Here is a 17,922-nt window from a genome sequence, read left to right on the forward strand (position 1 = left end):
CGGGACGGGCGGTGTCGTCGTCCGTCTCGTCGTCGTCAGGACTGGGCAGCACGTCGACGATGCGGAGCAGGTCACCCATCTCGTCGAGCGAGAACCCCAGGGGCTTCATCCGCCGGATCACCAGCAGGCGCTCCAGGTCACGCTCGGTGTAGACCCGGAACCCGCCGGCCGTCCGACCGCTCGGCACGAGGAGACCCACCTCGTCGTAGTGCCGGATCGTGCGGAGGGACATCCCCGCGCGGTCGGCCAGTTCGCCGATGTGCATGGTGTCCGAGGGCTGTTCATCGAGCATGCGTGCAACCCTACCCTCACGTGAGGGTAGGGTTGCCGACGATGACGACCCTCACCCCCACTCCGGCCGCCCCCACCGTCCTGTCGGCCCTCCGTTCACCGCGGTTGCTCTCGCGCGAGGTCCTCGCCGGCGTCGTGACCGCGCTCGCGCTCATCCCCGAGGCGATCTCGTTCTCGGTCGTCGCCGGGGTCGACCCCGCGGTCGGGCTCTTCTCGAGCGTGGTCATCGCGGTCGTCATCGCGATCGTCGGCGGCCGACCGGCCATGGTGTCGGCGGCGGCCGGGTCGGTCGCACTCGTCATCGCGCCGCTCGTCCGCGACCACGGCATCGCCTACCTGGTGCCGACGATCGTGCTCGGTGGCGTGATCCAGCTCGTGCTCGGGTTCCTCGGGGTCGCACGACTGATGCGGTTCATCCCGCGGAGCGTCAACCTCGCCTTCGTCAACGCGCTGGCGATCCTCATCTTCACGGCGCAGCTGCCGAACCTGTTCGGGCACGACGTCCCCTTCGTCGTCTGGCCGCTCACGGCGCTGGGCGTCGCGGTGATCGTCGGCTTCCCCTACCTGACGAAGGCCGTGCCGGCGCCGCTCATCGCGGTCGTGGTCATCACCGCGATCACCGTCGTGTTCGGGATCGCCGTGCCCACCGTCGGCGATGAGGGCGCGCTGCCGACCGCCCTGCCCGGGTTCAACGGCATCACCGTGCCGATCTCGTTCGACACGCTGACGATCATCGCGCCGTACGCGTTCGGCATGGCGATCGTGGGGCTCATCGAGACGCTGCTCACGGCGCAGCTGGTCGACGCGTTGACCGACACGGGGTCGAGCAAGTGGCGCGAGTCCTGGGGGCAGGGCATCGCGAACATCGCCTCCGCCTTCTTCGGCGGTACGGGCGGCTGCGCGATGATCGGCCAGACCGTCATCAACGTGAAGACCGCCGGCGCCCGGACCCGCATCTCGACCTTCGCCGCCGGGGCGTCGGTGCTCGTGCTGACGATCGTGCTGCACGACGTCGTCGCCCGGATCCCGATGGCGGCGCTCACCGCCGTGATGCTCATGGTCTGCGTCGCGACGTTCGACTGGCACAGCGTCCGGCCGCGCACCCTCGGGCGGATGCCGCTCGGCGAGACCGCGGTCATGGTCATCACCGTCCTGGTGGTCGTGGTCACCGACAACCTGGCGACCGGCGTGCTCGTCGGTGTCGTCGTCGCAGCACTCGTCTTCGCCCGTCGGGTCGCGCACGTCGTCGAGGTCGTCCGCGAACGCGTCGACCAGGACACCGTGCGGTACCGGGTCCGCGGGGCGCTCTTCTTCGCGTCGTCGAACGACCTGGTCACGCGGTTCTCGTACGCCGAGGACCCGGCCACCGTGCTCATCGACATGTCGGAGGCGCACGTCTTCGACGCCAGCACGGTCGCCGCCCTCGACGGGATCGAGCAGCGGTTCGCCAAGCACGGCTCCCGCGTCGAGGTCGTGAACCTCAACACCGGGTCGGTGGCGCTGCACGGCAAGCTGTCCGGGCACCTCGGCTGAGCGGTCCCGAAGCAGGCAATCCACTGTGTGGGCGGTGGGAACCGCCGTCCGACCTAGACTGGAACCCATGCCCGCGACCAAGATCCACCTCGTGCGGCACGGCGAGGTGCACAACCCGGACCGTGTGCTGTACGGCCGACTGCCGGGCTTCGGACTGAGTGACCTCGGCCACCGCATGGCTGCCGCGTCCGCCACGACGTGGAAGACCGCAGGCGTCGACGTCCGCCGGATCGTCGCTTCGCCGCTGCAGCGCACGCAGGAGTCCGCCGCCCCCTGGGCCGCCGCCTACGACCTGCCCGTCGCCCTCGACGAGCGGCTCATCGAACCGACCAACCGGTACGAGGGCCAGCCGCCCGGGTTCACGAAGCGGTCGATCCGTCGACCGGCCGAGTGGCCCTGGATCGCGAACCCGTGGCGACCGAGCTGGGGCGAGGCCTACGAGTCGATCGCCAACCGCATGCTCGCCGCTGTCACCAGTGCGTGGGAGAGCGTCGACGAGGGCGACGTCGTCCTCGTGAGCCACCAGTTGCCGATCTGGATGGTCCACCGTCGTCTCGCGGGGGAGTCCCTGTGGCACGACCCGCGCCGACGCCGGTGCGACCTCTCCAGCATCACGACCCTCGAGCGCGTGCCCGCCACGTCCGGCGGTCGCTTCACCGAGGTCGGGTACGCGGACCCGGCGCTGGAACTCCGGATCGGTGCCGTCGACGAAGGAGCAGTGTGATCGCCCGCAGAACGAATCAGCGTGTCCTCGCAGCAGCGTCCGCGGCCGTGGTCGCCGCGCTCGCGCTCGCCGGGTGCTCCAGCGGGAGCGACGGCATCGCCCAGCAGTACGGCAAGGGCACGACCCAGAACTACATCTCCGGCGACGGCGCGGTGACCGAGGTCGCGGCCGACAAGCGCACGGACACCGTGGACTTCGAGGCGAAGGACAGCAACGGCGACGCGGTGTCGTCGAAGGCCCTGCGCGGCAAGGTCGTCGTCCTCAACTTCTGGTACGCCAGCTGCCCGCCGTGCCGTGCCGAGGCGAAGTACCTCAGTGCCGTGCAGCAGGAGTACCAGGGCAAGGACGTCCAGTTCATCGGCGTGAACGTCCGCGACCAGGCCGCCACCGCCGCCGCGTTCGAGCGCACGTTCAAGGTCGACTACCCGACCGTGCTCGACGCCGACAAGGGCACGATGCAGCTCGCGTTGTCCGGGCAGATCGCGCCGAACGCCGTGCCGGCCACCATCGTCCTCGACACGAAGGGCCGCGTCGCTGCCCGGGTGCTCGGCGCGATCGACGGCACGAGCATCCTGGACACCCTGGTCGGGGACGAACTCGCCGGTGGCAAGGCCTCCTGACCGGTGAACAGCAACCCCTTCTCCGACGCGATCCTGAGCGGACAGATGGCCGTGGCACTGCCCGTGGCCCTGCTCGCAGGGCTCGTGTCGTTCCTCTCGCCGTGCGTCCTGCCGCTCGTGCCCGGGTACCTCGGGTACGTCAGCGGGATCGCCGACGCGGGGCAGCGCGGCCGCGGCCGCGTGGTGCTCGGGGTGCTGCTCTTCGTCCTCGGCTTCACGGCCGTCTTCGTCGCCTACACGACGGTCTTCGGAGCACTCGGCTTCTGGCTCGTCCGCTGGCGTGACCTGATCACCCAGGTCCTCGGCGTCGTGGTGATCCTGATGGGCCTGGTCTTCATCGGGCGGTTCACGTTCCTGCAGCGCACGCTCAAACCGTCCTGGACGCCCGCGACCGGGCTGCTCGGCGCACCGCTGCTCGGCGTCGTGTTCGGCCTCGGCTGGACGCCCTGCCTCGGCCCGACCCTCGCCGCGATCAACCTGCTCAGCGTGCAGTCCGGCAGCGCCTGGCAGGGCATGTGGCTCGGGGTCGCCTACTGCCTCGGCCTCGGCATCCCGTTCCTGCTCGTGGCGCTCGGAGCCGGCTGGGCAGCCGGGGCGATCCGCGCCGTCAAGCGCCACATGCGCGTCGTCAACATCATCGGAGGATCCATCCTGATCGTCATCGGCCTGCTCATGGTCACCGGCATCTGGTCGGCCGTCATGTCGAGCGTGGGGGCGGTGATCAAGAGCTATGTCCCGGCAGTCTGAGTCCGACGAGGACCGGGCCGAGAACGGCACCGCGTCCGACCCCATGCGGCCATCCGACCACGTCGACGGCTCGGGACCCGGCGACGGCTCGGGCGGCGACGTCACCCAGCCGCGCCTGGGGTTCGTCGGCTACGTCCGGTTCTTCTGGCGCCAGCTGACGAGCATGCGCACGGCGCTGTTCCTGCTGATGATGCTCGCCCTGGCGGCGATCCCCGGCTCCCTCGTGCCGCAGCGCACCGCCGACCCGAACGGCGTCGTGCAGTACAAGGCCGACCACCCGCAGCTGTTCCCGGTCCTCGACACCCTGCAGGTCTTCGACACCTACACCTCGGTGTGGTTCTCGGCGATCTACCTGCTGCTGTTCGTGTCGCTGATCGGCTGCATCATCCCGCGTACGCGCCACCACTGGCAGGCCCTGCGCACCCGCCCCCCGAAGACCCCCGCCCGGCTGACGCGGCTCGCCGGCTACCGGATCGTGCCGGTCGAGGCCGACACCATGGCGGACGGTGCACGCGGGACGGACCCGGCCACGCGCCTCCCGTCCGCCGACCACGCGGTCACCCGCGCGATGGCGCTGCTGAAGCGCTCCGGCTACCGCGTCGAGCGGTTCGGCGACTCCGTCAGCGCCGAACGCGGCTACCTGCGCGAGACCGGCAACCTGGTGTTCCACGCGGCGCTCGTCGGCGTGCTCATCGCGGTCGGCATCGGTGGCGGGTTCGGCTACACCGGGCAGCGCCTGCTGGTCGAGGGCCAGACCTTCTCGAACGTGCTCGGTTCGTACGACTCGTTCAACCCGGGGCGGTGGTTCCAGCAGACCGACCTCAAGGGCTACAACCTGACGCTCGACAAGTTCGTCACCAAGTACGAGGAGCGCAACCTCGACGCGCTCGGGCAGGCGACCGACTACTCGGCGACCGTCACGGCGCAGGCCAAGGGCGGCGAGGCGAAGACCAGCCGCCTCGGCGTCAACGAGCCGCTGTCGATCGGCGGCACCAACGTGTACCTGCTCGGCAACGGGTACGCGATGCAGGTGACGGTCCGCGACGGCGACGGCAACGTCGCGTTCAAGGACGACGTGCCCTTCCTGCCGGCGGACGCCAACTACACCTCCACCGGCGTCATCAAGGTGCCGGATGCCTCGCCGGACCAGCTCGGCATGGTCGGCTTCTTCTACCCGACCGCGGTCAAGCTCGGTACCGGCGCGTACACGTCGAACTACCCGGACGCCGAGAACCCCCTGCTCACGCTGCAGGTGTACACGGGCGACCTCGGGCTCGACGACGGTGTGCCGCGCAGCGTCTACCAGCTCGACACGAGCGGGCTCAAGCAGATCGCCGGCACCAAGTCGGACGCCAAGAGCATCGAGTTGAAGCCCGGGCAGACGAAGGCCCTGCCGCAGGGCGCCGGGTCGATCACCTTCGACGGCGTCAAGCGCTACGTGTCGCTCGACGTGCACCACGACCCCTCGCAGCTGTGGGTCGGCGGGTTCGCGGTCCTCAGCGTCCTCGGGCTGCTGACCTCGCTCTTCGTCCCACGACGGCGGGTCTGGGTGAAGGTCGTGCCCCGCTCCGGCGCCGAGCACGGCGAGTACGACCTCGAGTACGCGGGCCTGGCCCGCGGCGAGGACCCCAATCTCGAACGTGCCGTCGCGGACATCGCCACCAAGCACGTGTCAGACCTCGGAGTTAGGATTCCCTCGTGGACATGACGACGAACATCGCGACCTACTCGGTCGTGCTCACCTACTCGGCGATGGCCGTGTACGTGATCGCGTTCATCTCGTTCGCACTCGACATGGCCAAGCGTGCCGGCGAGGTCACGGTGGGCGCCGACGGTGCCGCGGTCGCCTCGGCCGCCGCGCCGCAGCAGGCCAAGACCGTCGCCACGGTGCAGGGGGGCACGGTCGTGCTCGAACGCGTCGAGGCACCGGCGAAGACCGGCTCCGGCCGCCGCGGATCCCGCTTCGAGCGGGTCGGCATGGCGATGACGATCCTGGCGCTCGTGGTGCACATCGGCGCGATCGTGCTGCGCGGCATCGCGGCCGACCGGGTGCCGTGGGGCAACATGTTCGAGTTCTCGCTCACCGGCACCGGGCTGATCATCGCGATCTTCCTGCTCGTGCAGCTCTGGCAGAACCTGAAGTTCCTCGGCGTCTTCATCACCGGCCTCACGCTGATCCTGCTCGGCATCGCGACGGTCAACTACTACGTGCCCGTCCGGCCGCTCGTGCCCGCGCTCGAGTCGTACTGGCTCGTCATCCACGTGTTCGTGGCGATCGCCGGCACCGGGTTCTTCGCCCTCGGTGCGGGACTCGCGGTGTCGCAGCTCATCCAGACCTACCGGCTCGGCCACAGCGGTGTCTCGAAGAAGCTCCGCTTCATGGAGACCCTGCCCGACGCCGACCGGCTCGAGGTCCTGACCTACCGCGTGCTGCTCGTCGGCTTCGTGCTCTGGACCTTCACCCTGATCGCCGGTGCCATCTGGGCCGAGCGGGCCTGGGGGCGGTACTGGGGCTGGGACACCAAGGAAGTCTGGACATTCATCATCTGGGTCATCTACGCCGGGTACATCCACGCGCGTGCGACCCGCGGGTGGCGTGGTGCGCGGTCGTCGTGGCTGGCGCTGGTCGGCTTCGCGGCGGTCATGTTCAACTTCTCGGTCGTCAACGTGTTCTTCAAGGGGCTGCACAGCTACTCCGGGCTGTGAGCCGCTGACGCACGGCTGCGTGCACCAGGCACGGTGCGGGTTCGTCCCGCGCCGTGCCTGTCGTGGTTGGGGCCTGTCGTGGTTCGTGCCGTCCTGCCGTCGTGCTCTCGTGCCGTCCTGCCGTCCTGCCGTCGTGCCGTCGTGCTGTCTGTTTGCGTCTGTCGGGTTCGTTGAGGTCGCACGACTCGCCGCTCGGGTTCGTCGAGGTTCCGCGAGTCCCCGGTCAGCGGGTCCGAGGTTCCAGAATTCCGGCACCTCGAAGCATCCCGCCGGACGCGGGCCCGTGACCCGCCCGACGCCCGCCCGACGCCCGCTCGACGCCCGCCCGACGCGTGCCCGGCGGGCAGCGCCCTACGCGCCCTAGGCGCCCGCCCCGCCGGCCAGCACCGCGTGCACCCGCGCCAGGCGCTCCATCCACCACGCCGTGCGCTCCGGCGACGCCGCGTACCGAGCCAGCAGCGGAGGTGCGACGTCGACGCGGCGCACCCCGATCCTCCCGTCCGACGGCAGGAGCGGCCGGTCGGTGACGTCACCGGCGAACATGGCCGCCGTCCCGAGGCCCGCGGCGTAGCCCGGCGTCATCGCCGCCGCCGCCAGGAACGCACCCATGCCGAGCCCCACCGAGGTGTCGAGCGCGCTCGAGACCACGCACGGCAGCCCGGCGTCCGCGATGACGGCCCGCGCCGCGGTGATCCCTCCGAGCGGCTGCGCCTTCACGACGAGGACGTCCGCGGCGCCGGCGCGGGCGACGGCGAGCGGGTCGGATGCCTTGCGCACGCTCTCGTCGGCGGCGATCCGCACTCCGAGTCCGGCGATGCGTCCCCGGAGCTGTGCGAGTTCCTCGACCGTGCGGCAGGGTTGTTCGGCGTACTGCAGGTCGAACGGGGCCAGGCGTTCGAGGGCGACGACGGCCTGCTCGACGGTCCACAGACCGTTCGCGTCGACGCGGACCGCAGCGTCCGGGCCCATCACCCGACGGACCTCGGCGACGCGGGCGACGTCGTCCTCGATGGTGGTACCGGGCTCCGCCACCTTCACCTTCGCACTCGTGCAGCCGGGGTAGCGGGCGAGGAGGTCCGCGACCGCGTCGGGCGCGACGGCCGGCACGGTGGCGTTCACGGGCACGGCGTCCGCGGCGGGGGAGTGGTCGGTCCACCCGAAGTCGATGGTCCCGCGGAGCCAGGCGGCGGCCTCGGTGTCGTCGTACTCGACGAAGGGCGAGAACTCCGTCCAGCCGTGCGGGCCGCGCAGCACGAGGGCCTCCCGCGCGGTGATGCCGCGGAACCGCACGCGCATCGGCAGGGCGACGACGTGGGCATCGGTCGTCAGGTCGGCGAGGTCGGGGAGCACCCGACCATCCTCGCAGCGGACACGGCAGTTCCTCGGAGCCGAAGGCCAGGGCAGCGCAATAGCATGCTGCGGTCGGTGCCGGTCCAGAGGGACACGTCCGACCGGACGAAGCACCATCGAACCAGCACTGCACCACCGACACGACGACCAGAGGGAGGCTCCGTGGCGTCTGATCCGCACGAGCGGTCGTCACGCGCATCCGGAGCGGCCTCGCCCTCGGGACGCACGGCAGCGGCGACGTCACGAGCGACGGGCGCAACCCCGCGTGGGTCCAAGCCCACCGCGCGCGGGACGAAGACCGGCGTCGCGCGCGGATCGGGCGCCGGTTCCTCCGGCGACTTCGAACGCCTGATGCAGCGCAACACGGTCGACGTCCGCGAGCAGGCAACCAGCCGGCAGCGTCGCCGCAGCCCGATCGTCGGCAAGATCGCTCTCGGACTGGCGGTCGTCTCCGCCGCGGTCGATGCCAGTGCCTTCGCGGTGTTCATGGGCGGCGACACGACCTTCGCGTTCGGCATCTGCTTCGTCGTCGTGTTCCTCACGCTCATCGCCGCGATCCTCGGGTTCATCGCGGCCGTCGGGGGGATGGGCCGGTGGTACGGGGCGATCGGTGTCGTGCTGGCCTTCGTCGCGAACCCGGTGATCCTCATCGTGCTGCTCGTCATCGTGGCGCCGGAGATGCTGACCGACATGGGCGGGTCCTAGACCGCGGCCCGGCCGACCAGCCCGCTCCCGCACCCCGGCGATAGGGTCGGGACCATGCCCGACACCGTGTCCGACCTGTTCGATCCCGACGTCTGGACGACCGCTCCCGCAGCCGCCTCGTTCACCGACATCACGTACCACAAGCACGTGTCGAAGGGGATCGTCCGCATCGCGTTCGACCGCCCCGAGGTCCGCAACGCCTTCCGCCCCCGCACCGTGGACGAGCTCTACCGTGCCCTCGACGACGCCCGCCAGGACCCCCGCGTCGGCGTCGTCCTGCTCACCGGCAACGGCCCGAGCCCCAAGGACGGCGGCTGGGCGTTCTGCTCCGGCGGCGACCAGCGCATCCGCGGCCGGAGCGGCTACCAGTACGTCGGCGACGAGGGCGCTCCGCCCGAGGGCGTCGACCCCGCCGCTGCCCAGGCATCGATGGGCCGCCTGCACATCCTCGAGGTCCAGCGCCTCATCCGCATGATGCCGAAGGTCGTCATCGCCGTGGTGCCGGGCTGGGCCGCCGGTGGTGGACACTCGCTGCACGCGATCTGCGACCTGACGATCGCGAGCGCGGAACACGGCAAGTTCAAGCAGACCGACGCCGACGTCGGCTCGTTCGACGGCGGCTACGGCAGCGCCTACTACGCCAAGCAGATCGGCCAGAAGCTCGCGCGCGAGGTCTTCTTCCTCGCCGAGGAGTACTCCGCCCAGCGCGCGTACGAGATGGGTGCGGTGAACAAGGTGGTGCCGCACGCGGACCTCGAGCGCGAGGCGATCCGCTGGGGCGAGACGATCCTCGGCAAGTCGCCGACGGCCATCCGGATGCTCAAGTACGCCTTCAACGCCGTCGACGACGGGCTCGTCGGCCAGCAGGTCTTCGCCGGCGAGGCCACCCGTCTGGCCTACGGCACCGACGAGGCGGTGGAGGGACGCGACTCCTTCCTCGAGAAGCGCGCGCCCGAGTGGACCGCGTTCCCCTGGCACTACTGATGACCCGACCGCTGGTCGCGCTGGGAGCCTCCGATCCGTCCGCCGTGCTGCGCGGCCTGGAGGCTGCGCTCGCCGGCGGCCCCGCGCTGCTCCCCGTCGCCGAAGGCGCTCCGTCGCTGCCGACGCCGCCACCGGCCGACGTCGCGCAGCGGGTCGCCCTGGTGGTCGAGACGAGCGGGTCGACCGGCACCGGCAAGCGCGTGGCGCTGTCCGCCGACGCGCTGTTGGCCGGTGCCGCAGCCGCGGACCAGGCGCTCGGCGGTCCGGGGAGCTGGGTCCTCGCCCTGCCGACGCACTACATCGCGGGCCTCAACGTCCTGACGCGGTCGATCGTCGCGGGCACCGTCCCGAGCCTCGCGGCGCCGGGCCACTTCACCGCGCAGGGGTTCACCGAGGCCGCCCGGCAGCTGCAGGTCACCCGCGCAGCGCCCCGCCGCTACACCTCGCTCGTGCCGGTGCAGCTCGCCCGGGTGCTCGACGACCCGGACGCAACGGCGGAGCTCACCCGGTTCGACGCGGTGCTGGTCGGCGGGCAGGCCACACCGGCGCCGCTCCGTGCGCGTGCCGAGGCCGCGGGTGTGCACGTCGTGACGACGTACGGCGCGAGCGAGACCAGCGGCGGGTGCGTCTACGACGGGGTCCCCTTCGGCACGGTGCGGACGCGACTGGTCGACGGCGAGCTCTGGCTGCACGGCCCGATGCTCGCGGAGGGCTACCTGGACGACGCGGCCCGGACGGCGGCGACCTTCGTCGTCGAGGACAGCCTGCGCTGGTACCGCACGGGCGACGCCGCGACCGTGACGGACGGCGTCCTGCGGGTGCTCGGGCGTCTGGACGACGTCATCATCTCCGGTGGCGAGAAGGTCCCGCTCGGCCTGGTCGAACGACACGTCCGCGAGCTCCCCGGGCAGGAGTCGTCGGTCGTCACCCGACGGTCGTCGGCCGAGTGGGGCGAGGTCCCGGTCGTCGTGACGGCCGAGCCCGTCGACCTGCAGCGGGTCCGTGACCACGTCGAACGGTCCCTGGGTCGGGCCGCGCGTCCGGCGGACGTCCTGGTCGTGGATCGGGTGCCGATGCTGCCGAGCGGCAAGCCGGACCGTCGGGCGATCGCCGCGCTCGTCGCCGGTCACGAGCCGCGCCGATAGGATCAACGGTCGTGGCACGATCGAAGAACGCAACCCAGAAGCAGGGCCGCTCCGGCAACCCGGCGAAGGCAGCACGGCCCGGGAACGTCCGCCGCAAGGCGACCGCACGTGACTGGATCGGTGGCGCCCGGCTCCGCACGCTCACCCTCGGCGTGGTGCCCGTCGTGCTCGGCACCGCCGTGGGCTTCGTCGACAGCAGGACCACCGGCGACTTCGGTGCCTACCTCGGCCAGGGCAGCCACCTCGCCGTGGCGGTCCTGGCGCTGGTCGTCGCGCTGTTCCTGCAGATCGGCGTGAACTACAGCAACGACTACTCGGACGGCGTCCGCGGCACGGACGAGTTCCGCGTGGGTCCTGCGCGCCTGACCGGTGCCGGCCTGGCGAAGCCCCGCACGGTGCTGACCGTCGCCCTGACGTTCTTCGGCCTGGCCGCCGTCGCCGGGATCGCGATCGTGGTGCTCACCCAGCTCTGGTGGCTGTTGATCGTCGGTGCCGCTGCGATCGTCGCCGCCTGGTTCTACACCGGGGGCAAGAAGCCCTACGGCTACAACGCCCTGGGTGAGGTCTTCGTCTTCGTGTTCTTCGGGCTGGTTGCGGTCCTCGGCACGCAGTACACCCAGATCGGTCGCGTCACCACGAGCGGGTGGGTGGCCGCGGTCGCAGCGGGCTTCTTCGCCTGCGCGGTCCTCATGGTGAACAACATCCGCGACGTCGACGAGGACCGCGCCGCGGGCAAGCGGACCCTGGCGGTCGTGGTCGGCCGTCCGGTGGCGCGGGTCCTGTACGGCGTGTTCCTGATGCTGCCCTACGTGGCGCTGCTCTGGTTCGTGCTGCTGTACTTCCGGACCGGCTTCACGTACTTCTCACTGCTGCTGGCCCTGCCGGCGCTGCTCATCGGCGTGACGTCGAAGAAGCCGCGCGAACTCATCACCGCGCTGCAGCTGTCGTCCTTCAGCTCGCTGGTCTACGGCGTGGTGCTCGGCATCACGCTCGCCGTCCAGCCGTAGCGGAGCCCGACCAGCCGCGGCAGCGCGGCGTCAGTCGGTCGGGTGCTCGCGGCGGTCGGCGTGCCGGTCGGCGTCGGACACCGGGCGCGCGGCGGGCACGTCTGAGTCCTCGGCGTCGACGAAGTCGTCCTCGAAGTCGGAGTCGGCGTCGTGCGCCGGAGCAGGTCGGCGCGACGCCAGGCTCGTGGTCACCTGCTCGCGCAGGCGTGGCAGCGCGATGTAGGAGACGAGCAGGCCGATCAGGGCCGCGCCGATGGTCGCCCAGTACCAGGGGAGCCCGACCACGAACAGGACGACGAGCGCCGCCGCGAAGATCCCGAGACGGGCGAGGGTGTAGACGAGCCACGCTTTCACCCGGCAAGTCTACGGACCCGTCGTCGGGTCCTCCTGGTCGCGCATCGCGGGGGCCCGACCATGAGGCCCGTCACAGACTCGCGACCTAGACTCCGTGCATGATCCGCTTGTGGCTCGTCGTCGCTGTCGCCGCCGTGGCGTTCACGGTGTACGCGCTCATCGACTGCGCCACGATGCCCCGCTCCCGCGTCCGGTCGCTCCGCAAGCCCGTCTGGGTCCTGCTCGTCATCGTGTTGCCGGTCCTCGGGGCGCTGCTCTGGTTCTTGCTCGGCCGTGCACCCGCAGCCCAGGGCCCCGCCGCCCGGTACCGTGGACCCGAAGACGACCCGGACTTCCTCGGCGAGCACGCTCCCGAGCGGCCCCGAACGGACAAGGACCAGGACGACGCCACGCTCCGCAACCTCGAAGAACAGTTCCACGACACCGACGACGACGGCCGCACCGATCGCTGACGGTGAACCGGGGCGACCCGGGTCGGGCAGTCCCGCCTCCGACTTCGCCCTCGCGCTGCTGCAGGAAGCCGCCCGCGCCGGTGTGACCGACGTCGTGGTGAGCCCGGGCTCGCGGTCGCAGGCGCTCGCTCTGGCCGCCGTCGCCCTCGAGCGCGCCGGCGGCATCACGGTGCATGTCCGGCTCGACGAGCGCACGGCCGGCTTCTTCGCCCTCGGACTCGCCGTCGAGACCTCCCGCCCCGCGCTCGTGGTCACGACGTCCGGCACCGCCGTGGCGAACCTGCACCCGGCGGTCCTCGAGGCCCACCACTCTGGCGTCCCGATGATCGTGGTGTCGGCCGACCGACCGGGTGAGCTCCGGGGGATCGGCAGCAACCAGACCACCGTCCAGCCGGGGATCTTCGCGCACGCGGTGTCGTTCGTCCACGAGGTCGAGGCGCCGACCGCCCACGGTGTCGACGACACCACCCGGGCGGCGATCCGCGCCGTCGTCCGGCAGGCAGTCGCCGCGGCGTCCGGACACACCGGGCAGCCGGGTCCGGCACAGCTCGACATCGCGTTCCGCGAACCCCTGTCGGCCACGCTCACCGACGTCGCGGGCGCGCCCGACGAGGAGATCGACACGGCGTTCGCCGCACGGCGCGTCCACACCGGGCTGCCCGTCGCCGACCTCGCACCGGACGACGAGCCCGCGACCGTCGTCATCGCCGGACACGACGCCGGCGAGGACGCCGAACGGATCGCGTGGGAGCTCGGGGCGCCGCTGCTCGCCGAGGTCTCGAGCGGGGCGCACTTCGGTCGGAACCTCGTCGTCACGTACCGCCGGCTCCTGCGCGACCCGGACTTCGGCGGTCGGGTCCGTCGAGCGGTGGTGCTCGGGCACCCCACGCTCTCGCGCGAGGTCCCCGCGCTCCTGCAGCGCGACGACGTCGAGGTCGTGACGGTCCGTGGGGCCGGCGCCGACCCGTACGACCCGAGCCGGGCCTCCCGTCTGGTCTCCGACGTCCGGGTGACCGGACGGACCGGGCCGGCGCACCGTGCGTGGGTGGGCCGGTGGGTCGCTGCCAGCCGTGCCGCGCTCGGAGGCGGTGACGCGGGGCCGGACCTCGACGCCAAGCGGTCCGCGGACCGTGCCGAGCGCAACCGGTTCCTGAAGGACGAGGTGGCGCTCCGACGGCGTCCGGTCGACCGGGCGATGCTCGCCGAGGCGGTGTGGGGCGTGACCTGGCCGCACGACCGCCTGGTGCTCGGGGCGTCGCAGATCATCCGTGTCGCCGACGAACGCGTGGCGGGCAAGAAGATCCGCGTCCACGCCAACCGGGGGCTCGCCGGGATCGACGGCACGGTGTCGACGGCGCTCGGCATCGCGGCCGCGCTCGAGACCACCCAGGCGGCCGGCGGCACCACGCGCGTGCTGGTCGGCGACCTGACGTTCCTGCACGACCTCGGCGCGTTCGTGACCGGCACCGAGGAACCGACGCACCGCGTGCAGGTCGTCGTCGGCAACGACGTCGGCGGGGCGATCTTCCGCGGGCTCGAGGTCGCCGAGACCACGCCGGCCGCGGACATGCGGCGGATGATGACGACGCCGCAGCACGTCGACGTCGAGCGCGTGGTGACGGGGCTCGGGTGGGAGTACCGCCGCGCCGCGACCTGGGGCGACCTGGAGCGTGTGTTGACGGACCCGGCCGACCGGGTCGTCATCGAGGTGCCGCTGGCCGACTGACGCGCCGGTGTCAGCGGTGGGCGCGGGTGCCGCGCACGGTGCGCGGTTGTCGCTCCGTGCAGGGTTCGCCGCTCGGTGAGTGCCTGTCGGCTCGCACCACGCGGTCGACCTCGCACCACGTGGGACGCGCGCACGGTGCGAACCGCGCATGGTGCGCGTCCGGCGCGGTGCGGGACGGGAGGCCCGGCGCGCGTCCGGCGCGCACGGCCCGGCCCGGCCCGTGCCTAGGCCAGGGCGTCGCGGATCGGGCGGAACTTCAGCGCGGTCTCGGCGACCTCGCGCTGCGGGTCCGACCCGCCGACGATGCCGGCGCCCGCCCACGCGGTGACCGTGCCGTCGGGGTCGATCTGCGCGCTGCGGAGCGCCAGCATCCACTCGCCGTCGCCGGACGCCCCGAGCCACCCGACCGGTCCCGCGTACCGGCCGCGGTCGACGCCCTCGAGCTCGGACACCAGCCGCACGGCGACGTCGGTCGGGGTCCCCGCCACCGCGGCCGTCGGGTGCAGCGCGTCGGCGACGTCGAGCGAGGTCGTGCCGACGGGCAGGGTCGCCTGTACGTCGCTGGCCAGGTGCCACAGGTTCGGCAGCTGCAGGCGGAAGGGCTCCGGGTCGACGCGCAGGTCTGCGGCCAGCGGACGGAGCGCGTCAACGAGTGAGGCGATCGCGAAGGCGTGTTCCTCGATGTCCTTGGCGCTCGACGCCAGCGCCTCGGCCGCGGCGCGGTCGGACGCCGGGTCGTCGCCGCGGGCCGCGCTGCCCGCCAGCACCCGCGCGGTCAGCCGGGTGCCGTCGGTGCGTGCCAGCGTCTCGGGGGTCGCGCCGACCAGCCCGTCGACCGCGAAGACGACGCACTGGGGGTAGGTCGCGGCGAGGTCGAGCAGGAGCGCGCGCTGGTCGGCACCCGGCGGCAGGGTGCCGACCAGGTCGCGGGCGAGCACGACCTTGCGCGCGTCGCCGGCGGTGATGCGGCGGACGGCCTCGGCGACCGAGGCGGCGTAGGCGTCCTCGTCGATGTGGCCCGGGCGCAGCGCGACGGAGAGGTGTCCGCCGACGTGGGGGACCGGCACCGACGTCCGCGTGAAGGTGAGGCGCGCCGGGTCGGGCGTGGTGTCGATCGCCGTCAACCACGCCTTGCCGCGCCGACGTCCGACGACCACGCGGGGCACGATCAGCACGCTGGTGGCAGCGGAGTCGTCGGCGAACGCGAAGGTCCCGAAGGCGACCAGGCCGGACCCGCGCAGCTGGACGGGGTCGTCGACCTCGGCACGGGCGACGATCTCGCGCCAGACCTCGGCCGCGTCGCGCATCCGCGAGGGACCGCGGAACGTGAACCGCAGCGCCTCACCGATCCCGATGATGCCGTCGCCGCCCCGCACGAAGGCGAGGGGCTGGTCGGGGAGGGTGTGGCGGAGCACGGCGCCCGGGTCGTCGAGGATCCGGGTCGACACCGTGAGCGGCGGGGCCGCCGTGGCGGTTCGGGTCACGGATCGATCGTACGCGTCGGCACGGACGCCGGCGGCGCCTGCGTCCGCGTCCGCGTCTGCGTCTACGTCTTAGTCCGCGTCCGCGGAGCGTCCGGCGTTCCGGCAACGCACGGCACGGACCTCTAGGATTGGTCGGGTGAGCAGAGCGGACATGCACAAGCGGCCGGACGAAGTGGCGGCCATGTTCGACGACGTCGCGGAGAAGTACGACCTGACCAACGACATCCTCTCCGCCGGCAACGCCCCGCTGTGGCGGGTCGCCACCGTGCGCGCCGTCGACCCCCAGCCGGGCGAGAAGGTCCTCGACATCGCTGCGGGCACCGGCACGAGCGCTGCGGTGCTCGCGAAGAAGGGCGCTGAGGTCACCGCGCTCGACCTGTCCGCGGGCATGATCGCCGTCGGTCGTGAGCGCCACCCGGAGATCACCTTCGTCGAGGGCGACGCCGAACACCTGCCGTTCGAGGACGACACCTTCGACGCCGTCACGATCTCGTTCGGGCTGCGCAACGTCAACGACCCGCACCAGGCCCTGGGTGAGATGCTCCGCGTCCTGAAGCCCGGCGGCCGCGTCGTCATCTGCGAGTTCTCCACGCCGCCGCTCGCCGCGCTCCGGCTCGGCTACGGCGCGTACCTCAAGCGCGTCCTGCCCGGCATCGCCCGGGTGTCGAGCAGCAACCCGGCCGCGTACCGCTACCTGGCCGAGTCGATCGAGGCCTGGCCCGAGCAGCAGGTCCTCAGCCAGTGGCTCCGCGGTGTCGGCTTCACGATGGTCGCCCACCGGAACCTGACGGCCGGCATCGTCGCCCTGCACCGCGGTCGCAAGCCCGTCGCCGGGACCGTCCGCGAGTCCGTCGCACGTCGGGCCAAGGCACGGCGTGACCACCAGGGCACCGGTGAACAGCCGCGTGTCGAGCCGACCGACCGCTGACCGGCCCCACCACCCGCACACGGTCCTCCCCCCGAAGACGGAGCAGCACTTGAACCCGAGCGTCCCGGTCGCACGCCGCGCACCGAGTCTCCGAGCGTCGCTCGGCATCGGCGAGCGCCTGTTCGCCAGCCCGACCGAACGGCGGTTCATCAACGCTGTGGACGACGGGCTCGAGCTCGTCGAACAGGGGCTCGAGGACGCGATGCGCTCCGCCGACACCCTGGCCGACACCACCAGCCGCTACCTGCTCTCCGCGGGCGGCAAGCGCGTCCGGCCCACGCTGACGCTGCTCATCGCCCAGCTCGGCAACGGCGTCACCGACCAGATCGTGAAGGCCGCCGTCAGCGTCGAGACCACGCACCTGGCGTCGCTGTACCACGACGACGTCATGGACGAGGCGCCGTTCCGCCGCGGGGTCCCCGCCGCGCACGTGACCTACGGCAACAACGTCGCGATCCTGACCGGCGACCTGTTGTTCGCCCGCGCCAGCCTGATCACCGCCGACCTGGGGCCCGAGGGCATCCGGATGCAGGCTGAGACGTTCCAGCGCCTGTGCATGGGGCAGCTGCACGAGACGACGGGCCCGCAGCCGGACGACGACCCGGTCGAGCACTACATCCAGGTGCTCAGCGACAAGACCGGCTCGCTCATCGCCACGGCCGCGCGCGCCGGTGTGTTGTTCTCCGGTGCCGACCGCGCCTACCTCGACGCCGTCGGGACCTTCGGCGAGAAGGTCGGCGTCGCGTTCCAGCTCGTCGACGACGTGATCGACCTGGCGCCCGCCGAGGACAAGACCGGCAAGATCGCCGGCAACGACCTGCGCGCCGGCGTCGACACGCTGCCGCTGCTCCAGCTGAAGCGCCGCGCGGCGACCGAGCCCGGCGCCGCTGCCCTGCTCGAACGGATCGAGCGCGACGTGACCGACGCCCCGGACGAGGCGGTCACCACCGACGCCTACCTGTCCGCCGTCGCCGCGCTGCGCGACCACGAGGCCACCGCCGCCACCCGGGCGGTCGCCGCACAGTGGGCGGACGAAGCCGTCGTCGCTCTCGCACCGCTGCCGGACGGCGTCGTGAAACGCGCCCTCACGCGGTTCGCCGAGTCCGTCGTCGACCGCAGCCGCTGAGCCCGCTGCGCACGACGCACCACCACCAACACACCTGGAG

The 17,922-nt window shown here is 72.0% G+C and carries 18 protein-coding genes; 14 read left to right on the plus strand and 4 right to left on the minus strand.

Annotated elements, in window-relative coordinates; translation table 11 throughout:
• A partial coding sequence (locus BIU90_RS11405) for a MerR family transcriptional regulator (RefSeq protein ID WP_071300289.1) occupies positions 1-292 on the minus strand: 292 nt, incomplete at its 3' end.
• Positions 293-333: 41 nt separating this feature from the next.
• Between BIU90_RS11405 and BIU90_RS11410 the strand changes: the two genes are divergently transcribed.
• From BIU90_RS11410 to ccsB, 6 genes are all read left to right on the plus strand, one after another.
• The gene (locus BIU90_RS11410; RefSeq protein ID WP_071300290.1) at positions 334-1,824 is read left to right on the plus strand and encodes a SulP family inorganic anion transporter; all 1,491 of its coding nucleotides are present in this window, start codon (positions 334-336) and stop codon (positions 1,822-1,824) included.
• Positions 1,825-1,891: 67 nt separating this feature from the next.
• Entirely contained in the window at positions 1,892-2,548 is a 657-nt protein-coding gene (locus BIU90_RS11415) for a histidine phosphatase family protein (protein WP_071300291.1), read from the plus strand.
• Positions 2,545-3,168: a TlpA disulfide reductase family protein gene (locus BIU90_RS11420; protein ID WP_071300292.1), complete on the plus strand. Its 624-nt coding sequence runs from the start codon at positions 2,545-2,547 to the stop codon at positions 3,166-3,168. The genes BIU90_RS11415 and BIU90_RS11420 overlap by 4 nt, the downstream gene beginning before the upstream one ends.
• Before the next feature lie 45 nt (positions 3,169-3,213).
• Positions 3,214-3,915, plus strand: a complete 702-nt coding sequence (locus tag BIU90_RS11425; RefSeq protein WP_071300400.1) for a cytochrome c biogenesis CcdA family protein — start codon at positions 3,214-3,216, stop codon at positions 3,913-3,915.
• Positions 3,899-5,623, plus strand: coding sequence for a cytochrome c biogenesis protein ResB (locus BIU90_RS11430; RefSeq protein WP_083403903.1), 1,725 nt, complete (start codon positions 3,899-3,901; stop codon positions 5,621-5,623). Before BIU90_RS11425 ends, BIU90_RS11430 begins: the two co-directional genes overlap by 17 nt.
• The gene (gene ccsB, locus BIU90_RS11435) at positions 5,620-6,621 is read left to right on the plus strand and encodes a c-type cytochrome biogenesis protein CcsB (RefSeq protein ID WP_071300402.1); all 1,002 of its coding nucleotides are present in this window, start codon (positions 5,620-5,622) and stop codon (positions 6,619-6,621) included. Before BIU90_RS11430 ends, ccsB begins: the two co-directional genes overlap by 4 nt.
• 360 nt (positions 6,622-6,981) lie before the next feature.
• On the opposite strand, the gene BIU90_RS11440 is transcribed toward ccsB, so the two are convergent.
• The gene (locus BIU90_RS11440) at positions 6,982-7,971 is read right to left on the minus strand and encodes an o-succinylbenzoate synthase (protein ID WP_254787024.1); all 990 of its coding nucleotides are present in this window, start codon (positions 7,969-7,971) and stop codon (positions 6,982-6,984) included.
• A gap of 351 nt (positions 7,972-8,322) precedes the next feature.
• Between BIU90_RS11440 and BIU90_RS11445 the strand changes: the two genes are divergently transcribed.
• The 4 genes from BIU90_RS11445 to BIU90_RS11460 are packed head-to-tail and all read left to right on the plus strand — an operon-like array spanning position 8,323 to position 11,812.
• A complete protein-coding gene (locus tag BIU90_RS11445) occupies positions 8,323-8,676 on the plus strand; it encodes a hypothetical protein (RefSeq protein ID WP_071300293.1) in 354 nt (117 codons plus the stop codon).
• Between the two features lie 54 nt (positions 8,677-8,730).
• Positions 8,731-9,660 carry a 1,4-dihydroxy-2-naphthoyl-CoA synthase gene (locus BIU90_RS11450; RefSeq protein WP_071300294.1) on the plus strand — a complete coding sequence of 310 codons (930 nt, stop codon included), beginning with the start codon at positions 8,731-8,733 and terminating at the stop codon, positions 9,658-9,660.
• A complete protein-coding gene (locus BIU90_RS11455) occupies positions 9,660-10,805 on the plus strand; it encodes an AMP-binding protein (RefSeq protein WP_071300295.1) in 1,146 nt (381 codons plus the stop codon). The genes BIU90_RS11450 and BIU90_RS11455 overlap by 1 nt, the downstream gene beginning before the upstream one ends.
• A gap of 11 nt (positions 10,806-10,816) precedes the next feature.
• Entirely contained in the window at positions 10,817-11,812 is a 996-nt protein-coding gene (locus tag BIU90_RS11460) for a 1,4-dihydroxy-2-naphthoate polyprenyltransferase (protein ID WP_254787025.1), read from the plus strand.
• Between the two features lie 30 nt (positions 11,813-11,842).
• On the opposite strand, the gene BIU90_RS11465 is transcribed toward BIU90_RS11460, so the two are convergent.
• The gene (locus tag BIU90_RS11465; protein ID WP_071300297.1) at positions 11,843-12,166 is read right to left on the minus strand and encodes a DUF4229 domain-containing protein; all 324 of its coding nucleotides are present in this window, start codon (positions 12,164-12,166) and stop codon (positions 11,843-11,845) included.
• Positions 12,167-12,264: 98 nt separating this feature from the next.
• On the opposite strand from BIU90_RS11465, the gene BIU90_RS11470 reads away from it, so the two are divergent.
• Both BIU90_RS11470 and menD read left to right on the plus strand, forming a co-directional pair.
• Positions 12,265-12,618 (plus strand): PLDc N-terminal domain-containing protein, encoded by a 354-nt coding sequence (locus BIU90_RS11470; RefSeq protein WP_071300298.1) that lies wholly within the window; start codon positions 12,265-12,267, stop codon positions 12,616-12,618.
• A 58-nt stretch (positions 12,619-12,676) separates the two neighbouring features.
• Positions 12,677-14,344, plus strand: a complete 1,668-nt coding sequence (menD, locus tag BIU90_RS11475; RefSeq protein WP_368086278.1) for a 2-succinyl-5-enolpyruvyl-6-hydroxy-3-cyclohexene-1-carboxylic-acid synthase — start codon at positions 12,677-12,679, stop codon at positions 14,342-14,344.
• 224 nt (positions 14,345-14,568) lie between these two features.
• Here menD and BIU90_RS11480 read toward each other — a convergent pair whose 3' ends face one another.
• Positions 14,569-15,828, minus strand: coding sequence for an isochorismate synthase MenF (locus tag BIU90_RS11480; protein ID WP_071300299.1), 1,260 nt, complete (start codon positions 15,826-15,828; stop codon positions 14,569-14,571).
• Between the two features lie 136 nt (positions 15,829-15,964).
• Here BIU90_RS11480 and BIU90_RS11485 point away from each other — a divergent pair, with 136 nt between their 5' ends.
• Positions 15,965-16,756 (plus strand): demethylmenaquinone methyltransferase, encoded by a 792-nt coding sequence (locus tag BIU90_RS11485; RefSeq protein ID WP_071300300.1) that lies wholly within the window; start codon positions 15,965-15,967, stop codon positions 16,754-16,756.
• Positions 16,757-16,805: 49 nt separating this feature from the next.
• Positions 16,806-17,882 (plus strand): polyprenyl synthetase family protein, encoded by a 1,077-nt coding sequence (locus BIU90_RS11490; protein WP_071300405.1) that lies wholly within the window; start codon positions 16,806-16,808, stop codon positions 17,880-17,882.
• The last annotated feature ends 40 nt before the right edge of the window (positions 17,883-17,922 follow it).

Source organism: Curtobacterium sp. MCBA15_001, assembly GCF_001864835.1.
In the GTDB taxonomy this organism is placed as follows: Bacteria; Actinomycetota; Actinomycetes; order Actinomycetales; family Microbacteriaceae; genus Curtobacterium.